The organism is Pseudazoarcus sp. NS20, assembly GCF_059703745.1.
This window is the reverse complement of record NZ_BAAKIY010000001.1, coordinates 1,087,579-1,109,008: the sequence shown is the minus strand read 5'-3', so window position 1 is coordinate 1,109,008 and position 21,430 is coordinate 1,087,579. Positions and strand designations below refer to the sequence as shown.

At 61.5% G+C, this 21,430-nt stretch carries 19 protein-coding genes; 10 read left to right on the top strand and 9 right to left on the bottom strand.

Going from position 1 to position 21,430, the window contains the following annotated elements:
* The first annotated feature begins 90 nt into the window (after positions 1-90).
* The 9 genes from ybgC (at position 91) to queC (ending at position 6,578) form a co-directional block, all read left to right on the top strand.
* Positions 91-543: a tol-pal system-associated acyl-CoA thioesterase gene (ybgC, locus tag AC6H0W_RS05045; protein WP_497576040.1), complete on the top strand. Its 453-nt coding sequence runs from the start codon at positions 91-93 to the stop codon at positions 541-543.
* Positions 540-1,214 (top strand): protein TolQ, encoded by a 675-nt coding sequence (gene tolQ / locus AC6H0W_RS05040; RefSeq protein WP_497576039.1) that lies wholly within the window; start codon positions 540-542, stop codon positions 1,212-1,214. Before ybgC ends, tolQ begins: the two co-directional genes overlap by 4 nt.
* A 20-nt stretch (positions 1,215-1,234) precedes the next feature.
* Complete coding sequence (locus tag AC6H0W_RS05035) at positions 1,235-1,642, top strand: ExbD/TolR family protein (RefSeq protein ID WP_497576038.1); 408 nt, start codon at positions 1,235-1,237, stop codon at positions 1,640-1,642.
* Positions 1,639-2,478: an energy transducer TonB gene (locus AC6H0W_RS05030; RefSeq protein ID WP_497576037.1), complete on the top strand. Its 840-nt coding sequence runs from the start codon at positions 1,639-1,641 to the stop codon at positions 2,476-2,478. The genes AC6H0W_RS05035 and AC6H0W_RS05030 overlap by 4 nt, the downstream gene beginning before the upstream one ends.
* A 102-nt stretch (positions 2,479-2,580) precedes the next feature.
* Entirely contained in the window at positions 2,581-3,849 is a 1,269-nt protein-coding gene (gene tolB / locus AC6H0W_RS05025) for a Tol-Pal system beta propeller repeat protein TolB (protein ID WP_497576036.1), read from the top strand.
* A 39-nt stretch (positions 3,850-3,888) separates the two neighbouring features.
* Positions 3,889-4,458: a peptidoglycan-associated lipoprotein Pal gene (pal, locus tag AC6H0W_RS05020; RefSeq protein ID WP_497576035.1), complete on the top strand. Its 570-nt coding sequence runs from the start codon at positions 3,889-3,891 to the stop codon at positions 4,456-4,458.
* Positions 4,458-5,192, top strand: coding sequence for a tol-pal system protein YbgF (gene ybgF, locus AC6H0W_RS05015; protein WP_497576034.1), 735 nt, complete (start codon positions 4,458-4,460; stop codon positions 5,190-5,192). The genes pal and ybgF overlap by 1 nt, the downstream gene beginning before the upstream one ends.
* Positions 5,193-5,207: 15 nt before the next feature.
* A complete protein-coding gene (gene queE, locus AC6H0W_RS05010; RefSeq protein WP_497576033.1) occupies positions 5,208-5,876 on the top strand; it encodes a 7-carboxy-7-deazaguanine synthase QueE in 669 nt (222 codons plus the stop codon).
* 15 nt (positions 5,877-5,891) lie between these two features.
* Positions 5,892-6,578, top strand: coding sequence for a 7-cyano-7-deazaguanine synthase QueC (queC, locus tag AC6H0W_RS05005; protein ID WP_497576032.1), 687 nt, complete (start codon positions 5,892-5,894; stop codon positions 6,576-6,578).
* A gap of 455 nt (positions 6,579-7,033) precedes the next feature.
* Here queC and AC6H0W_RS05000 read toward each other — a convergent pair whose 3' ends face one another.
* From AC6H0W_RS05000 to frc, 7 genes are all read right to left on the bottom strand, one after another.
* Positions 7,034-8,554, bottom strand: a complete 1,521-nt coding sequence (locus AC6H0W_RS05000; protein ID WP_497576031.1) for a tripartite tricarboxylate transporter permease — start codon at positions 8,552-8,554, stop codon at positions 7,034-7,036.
* A gap of 73 nt (positions 8,555-8,627) precedes the next feature.
* Positions 8,628-9,149 (bottom strand): tripartite tricarboxylate transporter TctB family protein, encoded by a 522-nt coding sequence (locus tag AC6H0W_RS04995; RefSeq protein ID WP_497576030.1) that lies wholly within the window; start codon positions 9,147-9,149, stop codon positions 8,628-8,630.
* A gap of 142 nt (positions 9,150-9,291) precedes the next feature.
* Positions 9,292-10,311 carry a Bug family tripartite tricarboxylate transporter substrate binding protein gene (locus AC6H0W_RS04990; protein WP_497576029.1) on the bottom strand — a complete coding sequence of 340 codons (1,020 nt, stop codon included), beginning with the start codon at positions 10,309-10,311 and terminating at the stop codon, positions 9,292-9,294.
* A 423-nt stretch (positions 10,312-10,734) separates the two neighbouring features.
* Complete coding sequence (locus tag AC6H0W_RS04985; RefSeq protein ID WP_497576028.1) at positions 10,735-11,433, bottom strand: DsbA family oxidoreductase; 699 nt, start codon at positions 11,431-11,433, stop codon at positions 10,735-10,737.
* Positions 11,434-11,493: 60 nt separating this feature from the next.
* Entirely contained in the window at positions 11,494-13,323 is a 1,830-nt protein-coding gene (locus tag AC6H0W_RS04980; RefSeq protein WP_497576027.1) for a DEAD/DEAH box helicase family protein, read from the bottom strand.
* A gap of 31 nt (positions 13,324-13,354) precedes the next feature.
* Positions 13,355-13,696: a hypothetical protein gene (locus AC6H0W_RS04975; RefSeq protein WP_497576026.1), complete on the bottom strand. Its 342-nt coding sequence runs from the start codon at positions 13,694-13,696 to the stop codon at positions 13,355-13,357.
* Between the two features lie 205 nt (positions 13,697-13,901).
* Positions 13,902-15,149: a formyl-CoA transferase gene (gene frc / locus AC6H0W_RS04970; RefSeq protein WP_497576025.1), complete on the bottom strand. Its 1,248-nt coding sequence runs from the start codon at positions 15,147-15,149 to the stop codon at positions 13,902-13,904.
* A 317-nt stretch (positions 15,150-15,466) separates the two neighbouring features.
* Between frc and AC6H0W_RS04965 the strand changes: the two genes are divergently transcribed.
* A complete protein-coding gene (locus AC6H0W_RS04965) occupies positions 15,467-16,447 on the top strand; it encodes an NAD(P)H-quinone oxidoreductase (protein ID WP_497576024.1) in 981 nt (326 codons plus the stop codon).
* Between the two features lie 101 nt (positions 16,448-16,548).
* Here the strand turns inward: AC6H0W_RS04965 and fdhF are convergent, their stop codons facing one another.
* Together fdhF and AC6H0W_RS04955 are read right to left on the bottom strand one after the other, a co-directional pair.
* Positions 16,549-19,374 (bottom strand): formate dehydrogenase subunit alpha, encoded by a 2,826-nt coding sequence (fdhF, locus tag AC6H0W_RS04960; RefSeq protein WP_497576023.1) that lies wholly within the window; start codon positions 19,372-19,374, stop codon positions 16,549-16,551.
* Positions 19,375-19,414: 40 nt separating this feature from the next.
* Entirely contained in the window at positions 19,415-21,115 is a 1,701-nt protein-coding gene (locus AC6H0W_RS04955) for an NAD(P)H-dependent oxidoreductase subunit E (RefSeq protein ID WP_497576022.1), read from the bottom strand.
* Positions 21,116-21,430: the final 315 nt, after the last annotated feature.

The window sequence follows — 21,430 nt, the reverse complement described above, 5'->3', positions numbered from 1 at the left end:
GGGGCGCTTGCAGCGGGATCGGTTACCGTTCGAAACGGAATGTGCGAATGGGCCTCACACGGCGCTGTTGCGGCCAGATAGAATGCGCGCATGCGCTCCAAAGCAAGGCTTCAGCCCGTCCCCGCGGACGGTGCATTCACTCTCACCGTCCGGGTCTATTACGAAGACACCGATGCCGCAGGCGTCGTTTATTACGCGAACTACCTGCGTTTCTGTGAACGTGCCCGCACGGAGTGGCTGCGTCAGCTCGGCTTTGAGCAGAACGGTCTACTGAGCACCGACAAGGTTGCGTTCGTCGTGCGCTCGGTGGCCGCGGATTATCTCTCGCCGGCCCGTCTGGATGACCTCGTCACGGTGTCCACGCATGTCGCCAGCGTCGGCCGCGCCAGCATCGTGTTCGCGCAAAGCGTGCTGCGCAACGAGGAACTTCTGTTTGACTCACGTATCTCTGTGGCCTGTGTAGACCTTGTGCGCGGCCGCCCGATTGCAATCCCAGCGGCCCTTCGTGCCTTGTTGCCCGACATTACCGACCCGACAAAATGACCCCTAACGAGAACCTCTCAATCCTGTACCTGATCGGTGAGGCCAGCCTGCTGGTCCAGTTGGTCATGGCCCTGCTGGCACTGCTGTCGGTGATCTCCTGGTACTGGATCTTCCGCAAGTGGTTCCAGATTCGCGCCATGCGGGCGAGCACCAGCGAGTTCGAGCGCAGCTTCTGGAGCGGCGGGGATCTCAATACCCTGTTCCAGTCAGCTTCTTCCGCGCGCCACTCCACGGCCGGCATGGAGCGCATCTTCGAATCCGGCTATCGCGAGTTCACCAAACTGCGTGCCAAGAGCCATGATCACGCCGCCATCATCGATGGCTCACGCCGCGCCATGCGTGCCACCCAGCAGCGCGAGATGGATGACCTCGAAGCGCACCTCGCCTTCCTCGCCACGGTCGGCTCGGTCGCGCCGTACATCGGCCTGCTCGGCACGGTGTGGGGCATCATGAACGCCTTCCGCGGGCTGGCAAACGTCAGCTCGGCCTCCCTGGCACTGGTCGCGCCGGGTATTGCCGAGGCGCTGGTAGCCACCGCCATCGGCCTGTTCGCCGCCATTCCGGCTGTCGTCGCCTACAACCGCTTCACCCACGACATCGACCGTCTCGGCATTCGCTTCGAGAGCTTCATGGAAGAGTTCTCGAACATCCTGCAACGCCACCTGCGCTGAGCACGGCAAGGAGTCAGCCCATGCGCCAGCGTCGCCTAATGAACCAGATCAACGTCGTGCCGTACATCGACGTGATGCTGGTACTGCTCGTGATCTTCATGGTCACCGCACCGATGATCCAGACCGGGTCGATCGACGTACCGAACGCCTCGAACGTTTCCACCCCGCCGCCCGAAGCCGCCACGGTAAAGGTCACGCGCGAAGGCCTTGAGTTACAACGCGCGCCGGGTGGCACCTTCGAGCAACTCGGCATGAGCGAATTGCAGCGCGCCTTGGCCGAGCTGTACGGGGAGAACCCGGAACAGCCCGTCATCGTGGCGGCCGAACGCAACGTCGAGTACGACCGCGTCATCACCACGCTCGACAGCCTCCGCACCATCGGCTTCACGCGCGCCAGCCTTCAAACTCAATTCGGTTCCGCCAGATGAATTCGGACTGGTCGCCCTCCGCACCGGCGGCCACGGCACACAAGCTGTGGTCCATCGTGCTGGCCATTCTGGTGCACGCGGCACTGGCTGCGTTCCTGTTCATCGGCGTCAGCTGGGAGACCAAGCCGCCTCCGATGCTGGAAGTGGAACTGGTCGGCGAACCGCAGACGGAAAGCCGTCCTGCAACGGCTCCCGCACCGACGCCCAAGCCCGAGCCCCAACCTGCACCCAAGCCCGAGCCGAAGCCCGAACCTGAGCCGCCCAAGCCGGCACCGAAGCCTGAGCCTAAGCCCGAGCCGCCTCCGCCGCCGAAGCCCGAACCTGCGCCCAAACCGGCCCCGAAACCGGAGCCCAAACCCGAACCAAAGCCGGAGCCGAAGCCCGAACCTAAGCCCGAGCCAAAACCGGAGCCCAAGCCCGAACCCAAGCCTGCCCCGAAACCGGAGCCCAAGCCGACGCCCAAACCTGCGCCGACGCCCGAGCCCATGATGCCGGACATGTCCAGCATGCTGGATCAGGAGATGCGGCGCGCCCAGGCCGCCACCGCCCGCTCGAGCAGCGAGATGAGCGAGTACGTTCATACCATCCGCTTGCACGTGCGCAGCCAGCTCGTGATTCCACCCGGACTGGAAGGGAACCCCGAGGCGCTGTTCAAAGTCACCCAAAGACCGGATGGCTCGGTAGCGTCGATCGAACTGACCAGAACCTCTGGCAACCCGGCACTGGATGCCGCCATCGAGCGGGCCATCCGCAATGCCAGCCCGTTGCCTCAACCGAAAAACAAGGCGCTGTTCAACCGCGAACTGAATCTGACCTTCAAGCCTTTGGCAGAGTAAGCAGGGCTTGAAGACACGACTGGGCGTAACGCTCCGTTGAAACGAAGGGGAATACGCATGCTTGACTACACTTTTTCAAAATCGCTGCCCGCCAGGACGAAGATGTTCGCCATCCGCTCATTGCTCGCTGCTGCCATGCTCCTCACGGCTGCTCTGGCGCATGCCCAGCTTTCCATCGAAATCACCGGCTCGAGCTCCACGCGCTACCCGGTCGCCATCCCGCTGCTGGAAAACGAAGGCTCCCTGCCCGACAGCGTCAGCGATGTCGTGCGTGCCGATCTTGAGCGAAGCGGCCTGTTCGGCTTGGTGGACACCGGCCTGACCACATTCCCCGAATCGGTCATCCCGGATCTGCCGGCATTGCGTGGTCGTGGTGCCGACGCCGTGCTCACCGGCTCCGTCTCCCCCGCCGGAGACGGTCGCTACAACGTGCGCGTTCGCCTCTTCGACACCAACCGCCGTACCGAGCTGGGCGCGCTGTCGCTCAACATGAGCCCACGCCAGAATCGCATCACTGCCCACCGCATCGCGGACTTCGTCCACGAAACCCTGCTGGGCCAACCCGGGTATTTCTCCACCCGCATTGCCTATGTCGTCATCAAGGGCGATCGCCACGAATTGCAGATTGCCGACGCCGACGGGGCCAACCCGCAACCGGCATTGATTTCGCGCGAACCGATCATCTCGCCGGCTTGGTCGCCTGATGGCAAGCGCCTCGCCTACGTATCGTTCGAGGCCAAGAAGCCGGTCATCTATGTGCACGATCTGCCCACCGGGCAGCGTCAGCAGATCGCCAACTTCCGCGGCTCGAACTCCGCCCCCGCCTGGTCGCCGGACGGCAACCGGCTGGCCGTCGTGCTGACCAAGGACGGTCCGTCGCAGATCTACATCATCAACGCCGACGGCTCCGGTTTGCGCCGCCTGATGACGTCCCAGAACATCGACACCGAACCGGCCTGGGCACCCGATGGCAAATCGATTTATTTCACGTCCGATCGCGGCGGCAGCCCGCAGATCTACCGCGTCAATGTCGATGGCAGCGGCGTGCAACGTGTGACCTTTGACGGAACATATAACGTTACGCCTAGGGTTTCGCCAGACGGCCGCAACCTTGCCTACACTACTAGGCGTGACGGCCGCTTCCAGATTGGTTTTATGGAATTTGGAACAAATCGCACTGTGATACTTACAAGCGAGGAAGGTGTAGAATCTCCGAGCTTCTCCCCGAACGGCAGGATGATTCTGTACGTTTCCGGGAACGCCCGCCGCGGAGTTCTATCGGCAGTATCTTCGGACGGTCGCGTGCGACAGCGGCTGACCATGCAGGAGGCTCAAATCCGTGAGCCAGCCTGGGGCCCCATCTCCCGATGACAATGTTGTCTTCGGTTCTCCAAACACAAGGGAATTGACATGAAAAAAGTTCTTCTGCCGGTGCTTCTCTCATCCATGCTGATCGCTTGTAGCGGGACCGGCGACAAGGCTCCGACGAGCTCGGCCGGTGCTGGCGCAGGCGTCTCCAGCGCAGGCGTTTCCGATGCCGGCGTTTCGCGCGTCAAGATCGGCGCGCTCGGTAGCGGTGTCGATCCGGCTACCGCTGGCCGCACCGGCGGTGTTGCTGCACTCACCGACCCCAACCACATTCTGTCCGACCGCACGGTGTACTTCGACTTCGACAGCTTTGTCATCAAGTCCGAGTTCGCCCCGCTGGTTGAAGCCCACGCCGCCTTCCTGAAGGCCAACGGCCAGATGCGCATGATGGTTCAGGGCAACACCGATGAACGCGGCAGCCGCGAGTACAACCTGGCCCTCGGTCAGAAGCGTGCCGAGGCCGTCAAACGTGCTCTGGTTCTGCTGGGTGTGAACGAAGCTCAGGTCGAATCCGTCAGCCTCGGTGAAGAAAAGCCGCGCTGCACCGACCAGGCCGAGAGCTGCTGGGGCGAGAATCGCCGCACTGACATCCTCTACTCCGGCGAATACTGATGATTGGGCGCCTCACGACCGCGCTGCTGCTCACGCTCGCGTGCGCGGGCTCCGTGCAGGCGCAATTCGGATCTTCCGAGTCGAGACAGGTCAGCACGCTGCGCGAAGAGATGAACTCCCGGTTCGGCACGACGAACCGGGCGCAGTTTGATCTGCTCAACCAGAATGCCGCACTGCAAGAAGAGGTGGCCAGGCTTCGCGGCCAGCTCGAAGTCTTGACCCACGAAATCGAATCGCTGCGTGCTCGACAGCAAGATTTCTATGTTGATCTGGACGCACGCATTCTTCGCCTGGAAACAGGCGGCGCACAGCTCCCCGGCGCAGGCGCGCCGGGTGCTTCTTCTCCGGGCGCGGCATCCAATCCGGCGGAAGAATCCGCTGCCTACGAATCTGCCCTCGAACTGCTCAAGAACGGCCAGCATACGGAAGCATTGGCCGCCTTCCGCAGCTTCATCACCACCTATCCTCAAAGCGCTTCGCAGCCAAACGCCCATTTCTGGGCCGGCAATGCTGCTTTGCAGGCCAAGGAAATCGCCACTGCACGCGACCTGTTCGCCAACCTGATCAACAGCTGGCCCGAGGACACCATGGTCCCGGACGCCATGCTTGGCCTGGCCAACAGCCAGATGCTGCTGGGTGAGCGCCGCGCCGCACAGGATACCCTTGCGCAGATCATTGCCCGCCACCCGAACAGCTCCGCCGCTCAGGTGGCGCGTCAGCGCGCGCAGCAGTGAGCCCGGTCAGACAACATGAGCGGTCGTAGCGCCTCTGACCGCGACGAATCGGTCCGCATCACCGAAATCTTCACCTCCCTGCAGGGTGAATCGTCGCGCGTCGGACTCCCCACGGTATTCATTCGTCTCACAGGCTGCCCCTTGCGGTGCACCTGGTGTGATACCGAGTATGCCTTTCACGGCGGCACTTCTCGACAGATAGATGACATCGTCGCAGAGGCCGTGGCGGCGAATGTGCGCAACGTCTGCGTAACAGGTGGGGAACCACTCGCACAGAAATCGTGCCTGGCGCTGCTTGCCAGATTGTGTGACGCGGGCCTTTCCGTCTCGCTAGAGACCAGTGGTGCGCTCGACATCTCCGCTGTTGATCCGCGTGTTTCACGCATCATGGATCTCAAGGCTCCGGGGTCCGGTGAGGTTTCCAAGAACCGCATGGACAACCTCGTCCAGCTCACGGGCAAGGACGAAATCAAATTCGTGCTGGCCGACCAACTGGATTACGATTGGGCTCGCTCGCTGGTAACGGAGCACTCGCTGGCCGAGCGTTGCGATGTACTCTTCTCACCGGTCCACGGCTCTTTGCCGGCTCAACAACTTGCGGACTGGATCGTGCGCGACCGTTTGCCGGTTCGCTTCCAGCTGCAACTCCATAAACTCCTCTGGCACGATGCCCGAGGACGCTGACAACCGCTTTTCCTCATGACCGATCGCACTCGCTCTGCCGTCATCCTGCTCTCCGGCGGCCTCGACTCGACCACCTGCCTGGCCATCGCGCGTGATGCCGGCTACGAGTGCTATGCGCTCTCGGTTGCCTATGGACAACGTCATGCTGCAGAGCTTTCGGCATCGCGCCGAATTGCCCAGCACTTCAATGTTCGCGAGTACCGTCTGGCCAATGTGAGCCTTGGGCAGTTCGGGGGATCGGCACTGACCGATCCGACCATCAAGGTCCCGGTCAACGACACGGCAGGCCCGGGAATCCCGGTCACCTATGTGCCCGCGCGCAACACGGTCATGCTGTCGATGGCGCTGGCCTGGGCTGAAGTGGTTGGCGCCAACGACATCTTCATTGGCGTCAATGCGGTGGACTATTCGGGCTACCCGGATTGTCGCCCCGAGTACATCACGGCCTTCGAAGCCATGGCCAACCTTGCGACCCGCAGCGCGGTCGAAGGCGCACGGCTGCGTATCCACACCCCTCTGATGCATCTGTCCAAAGCAGAAATCGTTCGACGAGGCTCGGCTCTGGGTGTCGACTATTCAATGACCGTCTCGTGCTATCAAGCCAGTGAGGACGGCCACGCCTGCGGAGCCTGTGCAGCTTGCCGCCTGCGCCGCGAGGGTTTCGAAAACGCCGAGCTGCCTGACCCAACGTTGTATCGCTAGACATCTCCACTGCGGGGCCGCTCCGCCGCCGCCCCCATCGCAACGGCGAGCACGGCAGGACAGCCCTCAATCATTTCCTGCGCGTAGCGCCCCACTCCCCATGGCTCGACCTGCGTACGGGCTGCGGTTCCTCAAACTCGGTCACGCCAACAGTTAGCGCGGTGCGGCAGCAAGCCCTTCCGTTGACACAACAAGCACAAGCGAGCTGCGGGCGGCATCCCGTCGCACGCCGCATTGCTTAACGCATGATCAGTGCCCTCGCTGGAAACCCGGCGCTGAACTGCCTACGTCGTTCCTGCGCTCGACCAACCCTGGCATTCGCCAGTACCAAGCTGCGCCACTTCTAATCACTCGAACCAGAAGTGCAAACCCTGTGGCCTGCATGATTTCGTGACACAAAAGCAAATGCGGCCCGCTCAACGCGGGCCGCATTCTCATTTCAGACTACCGATCGTTTAGTTAGCCGAATCGGAGGCCATTTTCTTCGAAACGTAGAACTTCTCGTACAGCGCGGTAGCAAACGGCAGGATTGCCATGAAGATACCGAGGGTCATGATGGTGCTGACGATGCCGTTCGAGAAGAAGATACCCAGTTCGCCGTTGGACATCAGCATGGCCTGACGGAAGGCGTTTTCTGCACCACCACCCAGAACCAGTGCCAGCACCAGCGGAGCAATCGGATACTTCAGTTTCTTGAGGACATAGCCAACGATACCGAAGATCAGCATGTACCAGACGTCGCCCATGGCGTTGGCCACGGTGTAGGCACCGATCGAGCACGCGGTCAGGATGATCGGAGCGATGATGGCGAACGGCACGCGCATGATCGAAGCAAACAGCGGCACGGTGGTCAGGCACACGATGAGCGCGGCAAGGTTGCCGAGGTACATCGAAGCGATCAGGCCCCACACGAAGTCTTTCTGCTCAGTGAAGAGCAGCGGACCAGGCTGCAGACCCCAGATCATCAGGCCACCCAGCAGCACGGCAGCGGTCGGCGAACCCGGGATGCCCAAGGTCAGCATCGGCAGCAGGGCCGAAGTACCGGCAGCGTTGTTGGCGGTTTCGGGGCCGATCAGGCCGTCGATTTCACCCGTACCGAACTTGTCACCGTTCTTCGAGAAACGCTTGGCCATGCCGTAGCCCAGGAAGGACGCAGGCGTAGCACCGGCCGGGGCGATACCCAGGCAAGCACCGAAGACCATCGAACGGGCGAAGTTGGCCCAGTGTTTGCCGAGCATCTTCCACGTACGCAGCACGACCTTGACGTCGATCTTTGCCTGCACGCCTTTGAACTCGAGGCCCTCTTCCATCGAAACGAGGATCTCACCCAGGCCGAACATACCGATAACCGCGATCAGGAACTCGAAACCACGCAGCAGTTCCATGGTGCCGAAGGTCAGGCGCAGCGAGCCGGTCACAACGTCGATACCGACGCAGGCCAGGGCGAAACCGATCATCATCGCGGCCACGGTCTTCATCGGCTTTTCTTTACCGATCGACATGAACGCGGTGAAGGTCAGCACCATGATCGCGAAGAATTCCGGCGGACCGAAGCGCAGAGCGTACTCGGCGATGATCGGAGCGACGAAGGTGATCAGCATGATCGCGAACACGGCACCGATGAACGATGCAGTGAACGAGGTCGTCAGCGCTTCGCCGGCCAGACCCTTCTTAGCCATCGGATAGCCGTCGAAGGTGGTTGCCACGGAGTACGAGCAGCCCGGGATGTTGAACACGATCGAGGTGATCGCGCCGCCGAACAGCGAGCCCCAGTAGATGCACGACAGCATGATGATGGCGCCGACCGGGTCCATGTTGAACGTCAGCGGCAGCAGAATTGCGATGCCGTTCGCGCCGCCCAGGCCTGGCAGCACGCCCATCAGCACGCCGAGGAATACCCCGACGAACATCAGCACCACGTTCATGGGGGTCAGCGCAACGGCCATACCACCCAGCAGTAAGTTAAGCTCTTCCACAACTTTCTCCTGTTGATCTTATCGGACGAGATTCGGTCGTCCGGTCCTTGCGGACTGAATTCGAATCTGTCTGTCAGAAGCCGAGCATGGCTTCGATCGGGCCTTTCGGCAGAGCGATCAGGAACCACACTTCGAACATCAAGAACAGGAAAATCGGCACACCGATGGCATACGGCAAGGTCTTGATGATCGGGTATTTACCGTTGAGCATCATGAAGCCGATGATGTACAGCGCAGCCGCCACGTACAGGCCGATGTACTGCATGGCCACGACGTAGAGCACGGTGGGGATGTACACCGCGAGCACCGACTTGAAACGCTGACGCGTAACGAACGGTACGTCGCCGCTGGCTTTGTTGCCCGGCAGGAAGGCTGCGATGGTGTTCATCACACCCGCCAGAATCAGGAAGCAGCCAATGTAGAAAGGAAAGTAACCCGGCTCAGGGCCCATTTCGCCCCAGCCTGAACCCATACGGTTCGAATCCCAGACAACCAACACGCCGAGGGCCGCGATGACCAAGCCGGTCACCACCTCCATCACGCGGGTAGATACAAGCGGCTTGTCTTCGCTTGCTGTGTTTTGATCGTGATTCATTCCACGTTCCCTCGTTTTACTTGCAAAATCGGCCGTGCTGGCCGCCACGTAATTGCGTGCGTCCGTCAGTTACCGGTACGCACGCTTATTTTTTTACCTGACTACAAGACAGCCCCGACCCGAAAGCCGGGGCTGCTCCGGGTTACTTCGCCAGGAAGCCGGCCTCTTCCATCAGCGCACGGTGCGTGGCTTCGGATTTGGTCAGCCATGCCTTGAACTCGTCGCCCGACATCGAGCGCTGGTTGAAGGCACCGGTTTCCATGAAGTTCTTCCAGTCTTCCGTTTCGCGAACGCGCTTGAACAGATCGACGTAGTAATCGACCACTTCAGGCTTTGCACCGGGGGTGGTGAAGATGCCGCGCAGCATCTGATACTCGACATCGACGCCCGCTTCTTTGCAAGTCGGCACGTCAGACCACGCCATGGAATCAACCACCTTGGTGGTGTAGACGCTGCGTTCGCTGTCAAACACGCACAGCGGGCGCAGTGCCCCGCCGCGCCACTGAGCGACGGCTTCGATCGGGTTGTTCACCGACGAGTTGATGTGCTTGCCGACCAGCTGGGTCGCAATTTCGCCACCGCCCTTGTAAGGCACGTAGGTCCATTGGGCACCGGTGGCTTTTTGCAGCGCGACGGTGATGATCTGGTCTTCCTGCTTGGAACCCGTGCCGCCCATGCGGTACTTGCCCGGGCCTGCTTCTTTCACGGCCTTGACGTACTCTTCAGCCGTCTTGTAGGGCGTATCGGCGTGCACCCACAGCATGAACTGGTCCAGAGCCAGCATGGAAACCGGCGTCAGGTCTTTCCAGTTGAACGGAATGCCGGTTGCCAGCGGGGTGGTGAAGAGGTTGGAAAGCGTGATGACGATCTTGTGCGGATCGTTCTTGGCGTTCTTCATGTACAGGAAGCCTTCGGCCCCGGCACCACCGGACTTGTTCACCACGACGAGCGGCTGCTTCATCAGGTCATGCTTGACGATAACGCCCTGAATGAAACGAGCCATCTGGTCAGCACCACCGCCACTGCCGGCGGGGATGATCCACTCGACCGGCTTGGTCGGCTCCCATGCCGCACTGGCGGCAAGCGGGCTGCCGAATGCAACCGCGGCTGCGATGGCGGTCAGAACGGGAGCGGTCTTGTTACGAGCAAAGACTGACTTCATGCGTTGATCCTCCTTAGGTGGTTACCGGACATTCCGGAAGAGATCCGGTGCTTCCGATTCAGTCGCCGACGCACCTGAGGGAACCTGGTGACGTGCGGCTTGTCTCTTCATTCTTATCCATGGCTTTCATAAGCCAAGTTGATGCAAGGATAAATGATGTTTCGGACGCCGCAAGGTTTTCGTAAGGAAATTATTGACGGTGGTCAACAATCCGGAAGCCTTTTGAAACAACCTGGCGGCGACGCGAGCTCAGAATCGCAGGCAACGCATTCAAAGGAAATCGGGGTATACGCTAAGCGGGTGTGCATGTCGTCACGAACGGATTCATGCAAAATTCATTGCCCCAAATGAATATCGCCGGGCAAGCCCGGCGATATTCATTTGCACTGGATTCGGGCACACCCGAACCGTAAGCCACTCATTTCAAAGAAACCTCGGAAGCCATTTAGGCCGGGCAAAATCCTTTCTGGCCCACCGGAACGCCTCGAAAATGCGGTCTGCAGGCATGTTGGCAGACATGCCCTTGCGGCCGTTCAACACAGCGAACGGCACGGTGGTGATGCCCAGGGCCTTGGCGTGGGCGTCCGCGCGCTTGACCCATTCGACATCCACATCACTCGCGAGATAAGGGGCAAACTCTTCCCGACTGAGACCGCAACTCTCGGCAATCGCGATCAACTCGTCCGCGTCGGATACGTTGCGCCCCTCGACGAAATACGCCCGGAAAAGCAGCTCCACCGCCCTCTCACGCACGCCATGACGCTCGGCAAAGCGCACCAGGCGGTGCGCGTCAACGGTGTTGGGCTGCACCTTGATCTGATCGAAGTTGTAGGTGATGCCCATTTTTTGGCCTGCCTTGATCACCTTTGAGAACATCTCGAGGGAGTTGGCCTGCCCTGGATAGCGACGCTTGAGGTACTCATGACGATCCACCCCCTCGCGCGGCAGAGCCGAGTGAAGCTGATACGGCAGCCAATGCACCTCGGGCTGGATCTCGTTCGGATACGTCTGACGGTAATACTCGAGAGCGGACTCGATGTAGCGCTTGCCGACGTAACACCACGGGCAAACGATGTCGGAATAGATCTCGACCTTGAACGACTTGGGTGCTTCAGGCTTCATGGATTCTCCGGCACGCGCAAAGACGGCTCTGGCACGTGGGTCTGAAAAAAGGTTCCCGAGTCAGACGCTGCCACCCCAGCGCCCCAAAGTATGGAAGCGAGCGGACTCCAGGGCTACACGCTGACGCTCTGCTGCCTCGGCATCGTGGCGTGGTGCGCCCGCAATCTCGGGCGCAACGGCGAGTAATGCAGCGCGCGCGTCCTCTTCTGCAAACGCCAACTCCAGCGCCTGCGGATCAATCCACGCGAGCTTCGAGGCCTCGAAACGGGCATAGACGCGCCCGCTTTCCCAGTGCACCAGATTGACGCTTGGCAATCGCCGGATGCACTGCAGCAAAAACAGCGCATTATGCTCGGCCGCCATGGCGTCGCCAGTAGGGTAAACCGCCTCCGGGCAGTTCGCATGCACGTTGATCTTGCGGAAACGCTCGACATCCAGAATGGCTTTCACGTCGAGAATGTTCATGTCGCCGTTCCAGCCAAACGCCACCGTGCGCGGCGTCTCGCTCTTGGGAACGCTGTTGTCGAGGAACTCGTAATGCACCGATTTGGTGGTGCGCAACGCCCACGTGAAAAAGATCTCGGCCATGCCCGAATAGGCTTCGACGTTGTGCGCAAGCAGGTCTTCCACGGCCTTGAAGCGACCGAATTCCAAACCGCGCAGCCACGCTCGCTCGACGGTCTGATGCGGCGGCGTGACCATGAAGTACATGTAGATCAGGTGCCCGAAGCGTGTCAGCAGATTGCTGCCGGCCTGATCGGAATCGAGCGCGAAACTGTCGAAGCGGAAGCGGTCGATCAGCAGGTGGGAAGTGTCGCCCCGCTCCGCCTTCCCCGCCATGTAACGGTCGAGCTTGTGATCGATGATCTCCAACTCGATGCCGGTCAAAGCACCCGCGTACTTCGTTGAGGGGCCCAGCGAGGCATAGTCGAGCAGATACTTTCGCCAGATGTCCGGGCTGATCAGCGCGAACTCACCCCACTCCGCGCCAATGCGCTGCACGAGGCGTTCCTGCATGGAGCGCAGCGTGCTCTTGCCCGATGCCGACGCTCCCTTGGTATTGAGCACTACCGGGTGCGTCTGGCGTGGCAGCAGCACATAGCCTTCCTTGCTTGCAGCCTCGCGGATCAAAGGATCGATCTGCCGTCCGATTGCGCTGCTGCAATGATCATTGCGCGCCATGTCGGTCGCGATGCTGGCCAGCACATCGCGATCGGCCCAAACGCGCCCGTGCTTGATGTGCATGGCCGAGACGGTGCGGCTCAGGGCGCGGTACACCGCCTGACGCAAGGTATCCGTTTCGGAAAGCGCCTTGCGGCCCCACTCGCGGCGCACGCGCTCTTCGCGATCCGAAGCGCTTTCAGCAGCCTTGTCGGGCTCGGCACGGCGCTGGAAAAGTCGGCCGATGCGCGCCGCCCACCCCGAATCATTGCTTTGCCGGGCGTCGCGATCCGGCGCGAACAGGGTGGAGTCGAGCTCTTTCTCGATACAGAGCGCAATCTCGTCGCTCAGCGTGTCGTAGTGCTCGACAATGGCCTCCATATGCGGGGCCACGTAATGATGAAAGATGCGGTCCGCCATCTGGCGAAAGTTGATGCCCAGATCCTCTACCCGGCTGCCCGCCGGCACCGAAAGGTCGGCGGTGATGCGGATGAGCAGCTCGTGCACGATCAGGCGCTCGGGGCGGAAAACCACCAGTTCCTGCAACTCGAGCCCGGTGAAATCCCGCCGCTCGTGCGCATGCTCGACGCTGGTGAAAGCGTTCTCCGGCCGGAAGATGGTCGACAACGGCAACAAATGCCGCGGCAACTCGGGCCCCAGGCCCGGATTCCACGGGCCGAACTCTTCACCTTGCGGGGGACAGTCGGCGAACTCGGTGCGCACACTCATGACAATGCTTTCGGCATGTCAACGCACGCCTTTACTCCGCACCGTCATAGACTTCCAGCACGCCGGATTGGCGCAGATCTTCATAGACCTGGGGGTCGTGCAGCGCCATGTACAACAGCGTGGGGATGGCGTTCTTCTTGATCAGGATCGGCGCACCGATACCCAGCAGAAAAATCAGCACACCCGAAAACAGCAACAGGTTGGAGCCATACTGGATCGAAACCAGGGCCAGCGCGACACCGATGCCGATAATCGGCAACTTGATCAGCGGCAACCACAGGCGGCGGTTGATCTCATTGGCTGCGATCGGTTGCGCCATGTAGAAATTGGCGGTGCCGGCCTTGTAGGCTTCAACAAATTCTTGATGGTTCATGACTTACCCGTTCATTTGAATCACACAAGCGTGGAGCGGGACGCCAAGCGTCAGGCGCTGGCCCTCTCCCGGAATAATCCGCCGATTATGGCATGCTCTTCTTGGCGATAGCGGCCCATGCAGGCCCTAAACGCAAACGACCCGGAGCGCAGCCAAGCCGCACTCCGGGTCGTGTGTTATCGCACTGCAACGCGAAGCGTGAAGGTCAGACCACCTTCTCGCTGCGCATGGCGGCGATGTCTTCGGCGCCGTAACCGAGCAGCGCCAGCACTTCGTCCGTATGCTCACCCAGCAGCGGCGAACGCGTCACTTCGGTCGGGCTGGCCGACAGCTTGATCGGGTTGCCGACGGTCAGGTACTTGCCACGCTCGGGGTGATCGATCTCGACGATGGTGCCGGTGGCACGCAGCGACGGCTCGTAGGCGATTTCCTTCATCGAAAGGATCGGGCCGCACGGGATGTCGTACTTGTTGAGAATGTCCATGGCCTCGAACTTGGTCTTGGTCTTGGTCCATTCTTCGATGGTCGCGAAGATCGACACGAGCTTGGGCAGACGGGCTTCCGGCGTGGCGTACTCGGGATCGTCGATCCACTCTTCCTTGCCGATCACCTTGCACACCGAGCCCCACACCGCAGCCTGGGTGATGAAGTAGATGTACGCGTTGTTGTCTTCTTCCCAGCCCTTGCACTTCAGGATCCAGCCCGGCTGACCGCCACCCGAAGCGTTGCCGGCGCGCGGCACCGCATCGCCGAACTCGCCGTTCGGGTACTGCGGGTACTCCTTCATCACGCCGGTGCGCTCAAGGCGCTGCTGGTCGCGCAGCTTGACGCGGCACAGGTTCAGCACGGCATCCTGCATCGGAGCCAGCACTTTCTGGCCTTTACCGGTGACCTTGGCCTGATACAGCGCAGTGACCACGCCGAGGGCCAGGTGCAGGCCTGTGCCGCTGTCGCCGATCTGCGCGCCGGTCACCATCGGGGGGCCGTCTTCGAAGCCGGTGGTGGAAGCCGAGCCGCCGGTGCACTGGGCCACGTTTTCATAGACCTTGCAGTCTTCGTAGGGGCCGGGGCCGAAGCCTTTGACCGAAGCCAGGATCATCTTGGGGTTCAGTTCCTGGATGCGTTCCCAGGTGAAGCCCATGCGATCGAGCGCGCCCGGGGCGAAGTTCTCGACCATGATGTCGCACTGCTTGATCAGACGCTCAAGCACTTCCTTGCCCTTGGCGTTCTTGGTGTCGAGCGTGACCGAGCGCTTGTTGTGGTTGAGCATGGTGAAGTACAGGCTGTCGACACCGGGGATGTCGCGCAGCTGGGCACGGGTGGCATCGCCGACACCGGGCCGCTCAACCTTGATCACGTCAGCGCCGAACCAGGCCAGGAGCTGGGTGCAGCTCGGGCCGGATTGCACGTGGGTGAAATCAAGAACACGAACGCCTTCAAGCGCTTTCGTCATCGAATCTCTCCTCAAGATCCAGACTGCGGATCACAAATATCTGTTCTGGGCCAAATTGGCCGGATCGACCGCCTTAATGAAACGGACGGTCGGGGAAATTTTTTGAGCGCGCATCTTAGTCACGCGCTGAAATCCCCTTCAATGACGCCGGTCAAGTTTTCCGGATCGCCCCGCATCAGCCCTGACAAGTAGGGATATTACTGAAGGCCCTCGGAGCCGGTTTCGGCCGACCGGATATAATGCCGGCTTATCGTGGCGCGCAGCGCACTGTTACCGCCGTGCCGCAACGACAAACCAGCAAAGAGGAAGTCCGCATCATGCGCGCAATCGAAATCACCCAACCCGGCGGCCCCGAAGTACTCCAACTGTGCGAGCGCCCGATTCCGACCTGCAAGCCGGGTGAAGTGCTCATCCGGGTCTTGGCCGCCGGCGTGAACCGCCCCGACGTACTGCAGCGCACCGGCAGCTACCCGGTGCCTCCCGGCGCCTCCGACCTGCCCGGCCTGGAAGTGGCCGGCGAGATCGTCGATGGCGATTTCAGCAACACCACCTTCAAAAAGGGTGACATGGTCTGCGCGCTGGTGCATGGCGGCGGCTATGCCGAGTACTGCGTTGCCGACGCGGGCCAATGCCTGCCGATCCCCAAAGGCTACAGCGCCATCGACGCGGCCTCGCTGCCGGAAACCTGCTTCACCGTGTGGAGCAACGTGTTCGACCGCGGCGAGCTGAGCGAGGGCGAAACCCTGCTGGTGCAGGGCGGCACCTCCGGCATCGGCGTGACCGCCATCCAGATGGCCACGGCCCTGGGTCACCGCGTGTTCGCTACCGCTGGCTCCGACGAAAAGAGCCGCGCCTGCGAAGTGATCGGCGCGGAGATCGGTATCAACTACAAGACACAAGACTTCGTCGAAGTCGTGAAGGAAGCCACCAAAGGCAAGGGTGTGGATGTCATTCTCGACATGGTCGGCGGTGACTACGTGCCGCGCGAAATCAAGGCGCTCGCCAACGACGGCCGACTGGTGTTCATCGCCCTGCTCGGCGGCGGAAAAGCCGAAGTACCGCTGGGCCAGATCCTGATCCGCCGCCTCACCGTCACCGGCTCGACGCTGCGCCCGCGCTCCAACGAGTTCAAGGCCGCAATTGCCGCCAAGCTGCGCGAGCGCATCTGGCCGCTGATGGATTCAGGCAAGATCAAGCCGGTGGTATATCAGACCTTCCCGCTCGAAGAAGCCGGCAAGGCACACGCACTGATGGAATCGAGCCAGCACATCGGCAAGATCGTGCTCAGCGTCGCCTGAGTCTCCTCCGCCCCGCGGCGGACAAAGAAAAAGCCCGGAGAACTCTCCGGGCTTTTTTTATTTGCTGCACGGGCCGACCGAGGCCGGCCCGCTGGACGACATCACGCAGTAACGAGTTCCAGCGCCTTGCCACCACCGTAGCTCGACTGCACAGGCGGGGTGCCGCCGGCCGAGATGCGGATGGCGCAGTACTTGAATTCCGGAATCTTGGCAGCCGGATCAAGTGCAGCGTTGGTCAGCGTGTTGATAGCCGCTTCGTAGTAGCAGAACGGCACGAACACTGCGCCGCGCGGCGTACCTTCGTCGGCACGGGCGTACAGCGAGACCTTGCCACGACGCGACTCGAGCGTCACCAGTTCGCCCGGCTCGACTTCCAGAGCGGCCAGATCCAGCGGGTGGATCAGCGCGGTCGGATCCGGCTCGATGGCGTCCAGCATCGATGCGCGACGCGTCATCGAACCCGTGTGCCAGTGCTCCAGCTGACGACCAGTGATCAGCACCATCGGGAACTCGGCATCGGGCTGCTCGGCAGCAGGAATGATGTCTGCAGGCACGAAGCGCGCACGGCCGGTCTTCGTCGGGAAGCTGTCGATGAACACCACCGGATCACCCGCGTCGCCTTCCTTCTCGCACGGGTAGACCACGGAGTTCTCACGCTCCAGACGATCCCAGGTGATGCCGCCAATGCTCGGCATGGTCTTGCGCATCTCGTCGAACACCTGCGAGACGTGCGTGTAGTTCCAGCCGCAGCCAAGCTTGTTGGCCATGTCCTGGATCACCCACAGATCCTGACGTGCCTCACCCGGCGGCGTGACGGCCGCACGACCCATCTGCACCAGACGGTCGGTGTTGGTGAAGGTGCCGTCCTTCTCGGGGAAAGCACTTGCCGGCAGGATCACGTCGGCCAGATAAGCGGTTTCGGTCAGGAAGATGTCCTGAACCACCAACAGATCGAGCGATGCAAGGCTGTGACGGGCGTGGTTGGCGTCCGGATCGGACATCGCCGGGTTTTCGCCCTGCACGTACATGCCGCGGATTTCGCCGCGGTCGATGGCGTGCATGATCTCGACCACGGTCAGGCCGGGCTTGGGATCAAGCGACTCTTCCGACACGTTCCAGGCGCTGGCGAACTTGCTGCGCACAGCCTGATCGGCCACGCTCTGATAGTCCGGATACACCATCGGGATCAGACCGGCGTCAGAAGCACCCTGCACGTTGTTCTGACCACGCAGCGGGTGCAGACCCGAACCCGGCTTGCCGATCTGACCGGTCATCAGCGACAGGGCGATCAGGCAGCGAGCGTTATCGGTGCCATGCACGTGCTGCGACACACCCATGCCCCACAGAATCATGGAAGCCTTCGAGGTGGCGTACAGACGCGCCACGTAGCGGATGGTCTCGGCATCAATGCCGCAGATCGGAGCCATCTTCTCGGGCGTGTACTGGGCAACGTTCTTCTCGAGCTCTTCGTAGCCGATGGTACGGCTGGCGATGAAGTCCTTGTCGACCAAGCCCTCGGTCACGATGACGTTCATCAGCGCGTTGAGCAGCGGCACGTCCATGTCCGGCTTGAACTGCAGAACGCGGTGCGCATGACGAGCGATGTCGGTACGACGCGGGTCGAGCACGATCAGCTTGGTGCCGTTCTTCACGGCGTTCTTGATCCAGCTCGCGCCAACCGGGTGGTTCACCGTCGGGTTGGCACCGATCAGGATGACGACTTCGGCCTTGGCCACGTCCATCACCGGGTTCGACACGGCGCCCGAACCGATGCCTTCGAGCAGCGCCACCACCGACGAGGCGTGGCACAGACGGGTGCAGTGGTCGACGTTGTTGTTGCCGAAGCCGACACGCACCAGCTTCTGGAACAGGTAAGCCTCTTCGTTCGAGCCCTTGGCCGAGCCGAAACCGGCGAGCGCCTTCTTGCCGTGCTCGTCGCGGATCTTGCGCAGACCGCCGCCGGCGATCTCGAGCGCTTCTTCCCACGTGGCTTCGCGGAAGACATCCATGACCTTGTCCGGGTCCATGGTGAAGTCGCCGCTCTTCGGCGCGTCGTCACGACGGACCAGCGGCTTGGTCAGACGATGCGGGTGATGCGCATAGTCGAAGCCGTAGCGGCCTTTCACGCACAGACGCTTCTCGTTGGCCGGGCCATCACGGCCTTCGACGTAGAGGATCTTGTTGTCTTTGACGTTGTAGGTGAGCTGGCAACCGATGCCGCAGAACGGGCAGACCGATTCGATCTGACGATCCGGGGTGGTCAGCGCCACGTCGCGCGCCGGCATCAGGGCGCCGGTCGGGCATGCCTGAACGCATTCGCCGCAAGCCACACACGTCGACGCACCCATCGGGTCGTCCATGTCGAACACGATCTTGGCGTGCGCGCCGCGGAAAGCCAGGCCGATGACGTCGTTGACCTGCTCGTCACGGCAGGCACGCAGGCAGCGCGTGCACTGAATGCAAGCATCCAGGTTGACCGCGATGGCCGGGTGCGAAAGGTCGAACTCCGGCTGCTCGCGCGGAGCAAAGCGCGGCTTGCCGACGCCCAGCTTCTCGGACCAGAAATCGACTTCGTTGTGACGGGTGTATTCCGTCTCCGGCATGTCCGACTGCAGCAGCTCCAGCACCAGCTTCTGCGACTTCACGGCGCGCTCGCTGTTGGTGGTGACCTTCATGTTGTTCGACGGGTGGCGACAGCACGACGGGGCCAGCACACGCTCGCCGTCGATCTCGACCACACAGGCGCGGCAGTTGCCGGCCGCTTCCAGGCCATCCATGTAGCACAGGTGCGGGACGGGAATGCCCTCGCGCTTGGCGACGTCGAGGATGGTCTCGTCGGCCCGGCCGCTGACTTCACGCCCGTTCAGCGAAAAGGTGACCATCGGCGCGTCGGACTGCAGCACTTCGTTCTTGGTAATGGCGTTCATTCTTTATTCCTCATCAGTTCCGGAACTCACCCGACCGAAGTCAGGCCAGTTCCTGCGGGAAATACTTGATCACGCAGTCGACCGGGTTCGGCGCAGCCTGACCCAGACCGCAGATCGACGCGTCGCGCATCACGAGCGACAGATCAGCCAGGGCGTCGACGTCCCACTTGTTGTCCTGTTCGATGAGCTTCACGGTCTTCGAGGTGCCCACGCGGCACGGCGTGCATTGGCCGCAGGACTCGTCTTCGAAGAAGCGCATCATGTTGCGCGCGGCATCCACCGCGGTGTCTTTGTCGGACAGCACGATGACAGCGGCCGAACCGATGAAGCAGCCGTAGTCCTGCAGCGTGTCGAAGTCGAGCGGCACGTCGGCCAGCGACTCCGGCAGGATGCCGCCCGAAGCGCCACCCGGCAGATAGCCGTACAGCTTGTGGCCGTCGAGCATGCCGCCGCAGTAGTTTTCGACCAGTTCGCGCAGCGAGGTGCCGGCCGGAGCCAGCTTGACGCCCGGGTTCTTGACGCGACCCGAAACGGAGTACGAGCGAAGACCCTTGCGGCCATTGGCGCCGTGCGAGCTGAACCAGTCGGCACCTTTCACCACGATGTCGCGCACCCAGTGCAGCGTCTCGAAGTTGTGCTCGAGCGTCGGGCGGCCGAAAAGACCGACCTGCGCGACGTACGGCGGACGCAGACGCGGCATGCCACGCTTGCCTTCGATGGATTCGATCATCGCGGACTCTTCGCCGCAGATGTAGGCGCCGGCACCACGACGCAGGTGGAAGCGCGGCATGTTTGCCACCGGCGGCTCCGCAACCAGCTTCTCGATCTCGGCCTGCAGAATGGCGCGAATGCCGTGATACTCGTCGCGCAGATAGACGTAGATGTCTTCGATGCCGACAGCCCAAGCGGCGATCAGCGCGCCTTCCAGGAAGCGGTGCGGGTCACGCTCGAGGTAATAGCGATCCTTGAAAGTACCGGGCTCGCCTTCGTCGATGTTGATGGCCATCAGGCGCGGGCCTTCGTAGCCCTTCACGATGCGCCACTTGCGGCCCGTCGGGAAGCCGGCACCACCCAGACCGCGCAGGCCAGAGTGTTCCATGGTCTTGATGATGTCCTCGACATCGCGCAAACCGCCGTAGCATTCCTGCGCCAGCTTGTAGCCGTCCTGCTCTTTGTAGGATTCGAAGTCGGCATAGGCATCCGGACGATCCCAGATGTCCTTGGCTTCAACCTTGGCCTTGACCGATTCGACGGTGGCAAACTGCACCGGGTTCTGGTGCACCACGGCCACCGGAGCCTGCTCGCAACGGCCGACACACGGGGCGTGAATCACGCGCACATCTTTACCCAGAATCGACGGCAGCTTGGCGAGCAGATCCTGCGCGCCGGCCATCTCACAGGACAGGCCATCGCACACGCGCACGGTCAGTGCAGCAGGAGTATCTTCACCGTCGCGCACGACGTCGAAGTGGTGATAGAAGGTCGCAACCTCATACACCTCGGTCTGCGACAGCTTCATTTCCTGCGCGAGCGCGGCGAGGTGCTGAGACGACACGTGGCCGAAATGGTCCTGCAGCTTGTGCAAGTGCTCGATCAGCAGATCACGCTGGCGGGATTCATGACCCAGCAAGGCCTGAACCTCAACCAAGACCTTCGGATCAACGCGGCGGCCTTTCGGAGCCTGGCGCTTACGCTGTTTCGTAGCCCCTTGCACCGCAATCGGGATGACTTTCTGGTTCATATGTTTTCCTAATCAGCTGACGGAACACAGGATGCGGATGGCTGGTTGCCATAGGTGATTCTTTGCATAGCCACATCGCCAAAAAAAGCTCGTAGCGAGCAAAGGAACCCCAACCCTGAAACCTTATCGGCGCTCGGAGCGCACTCCAGTCACCGAATAAACGATCACATTGTGACACATCGCCACGCGCCAACGAATTGACGGCAGTCAACGACCGTCAAAAATGCTCTCGCGCTGAAGCGACACTCCCGCAGCATCCAATAAAACGCTATCGGGGTCGTCAACTATAGCATTCGAGTTCATAGGCTGAACCAT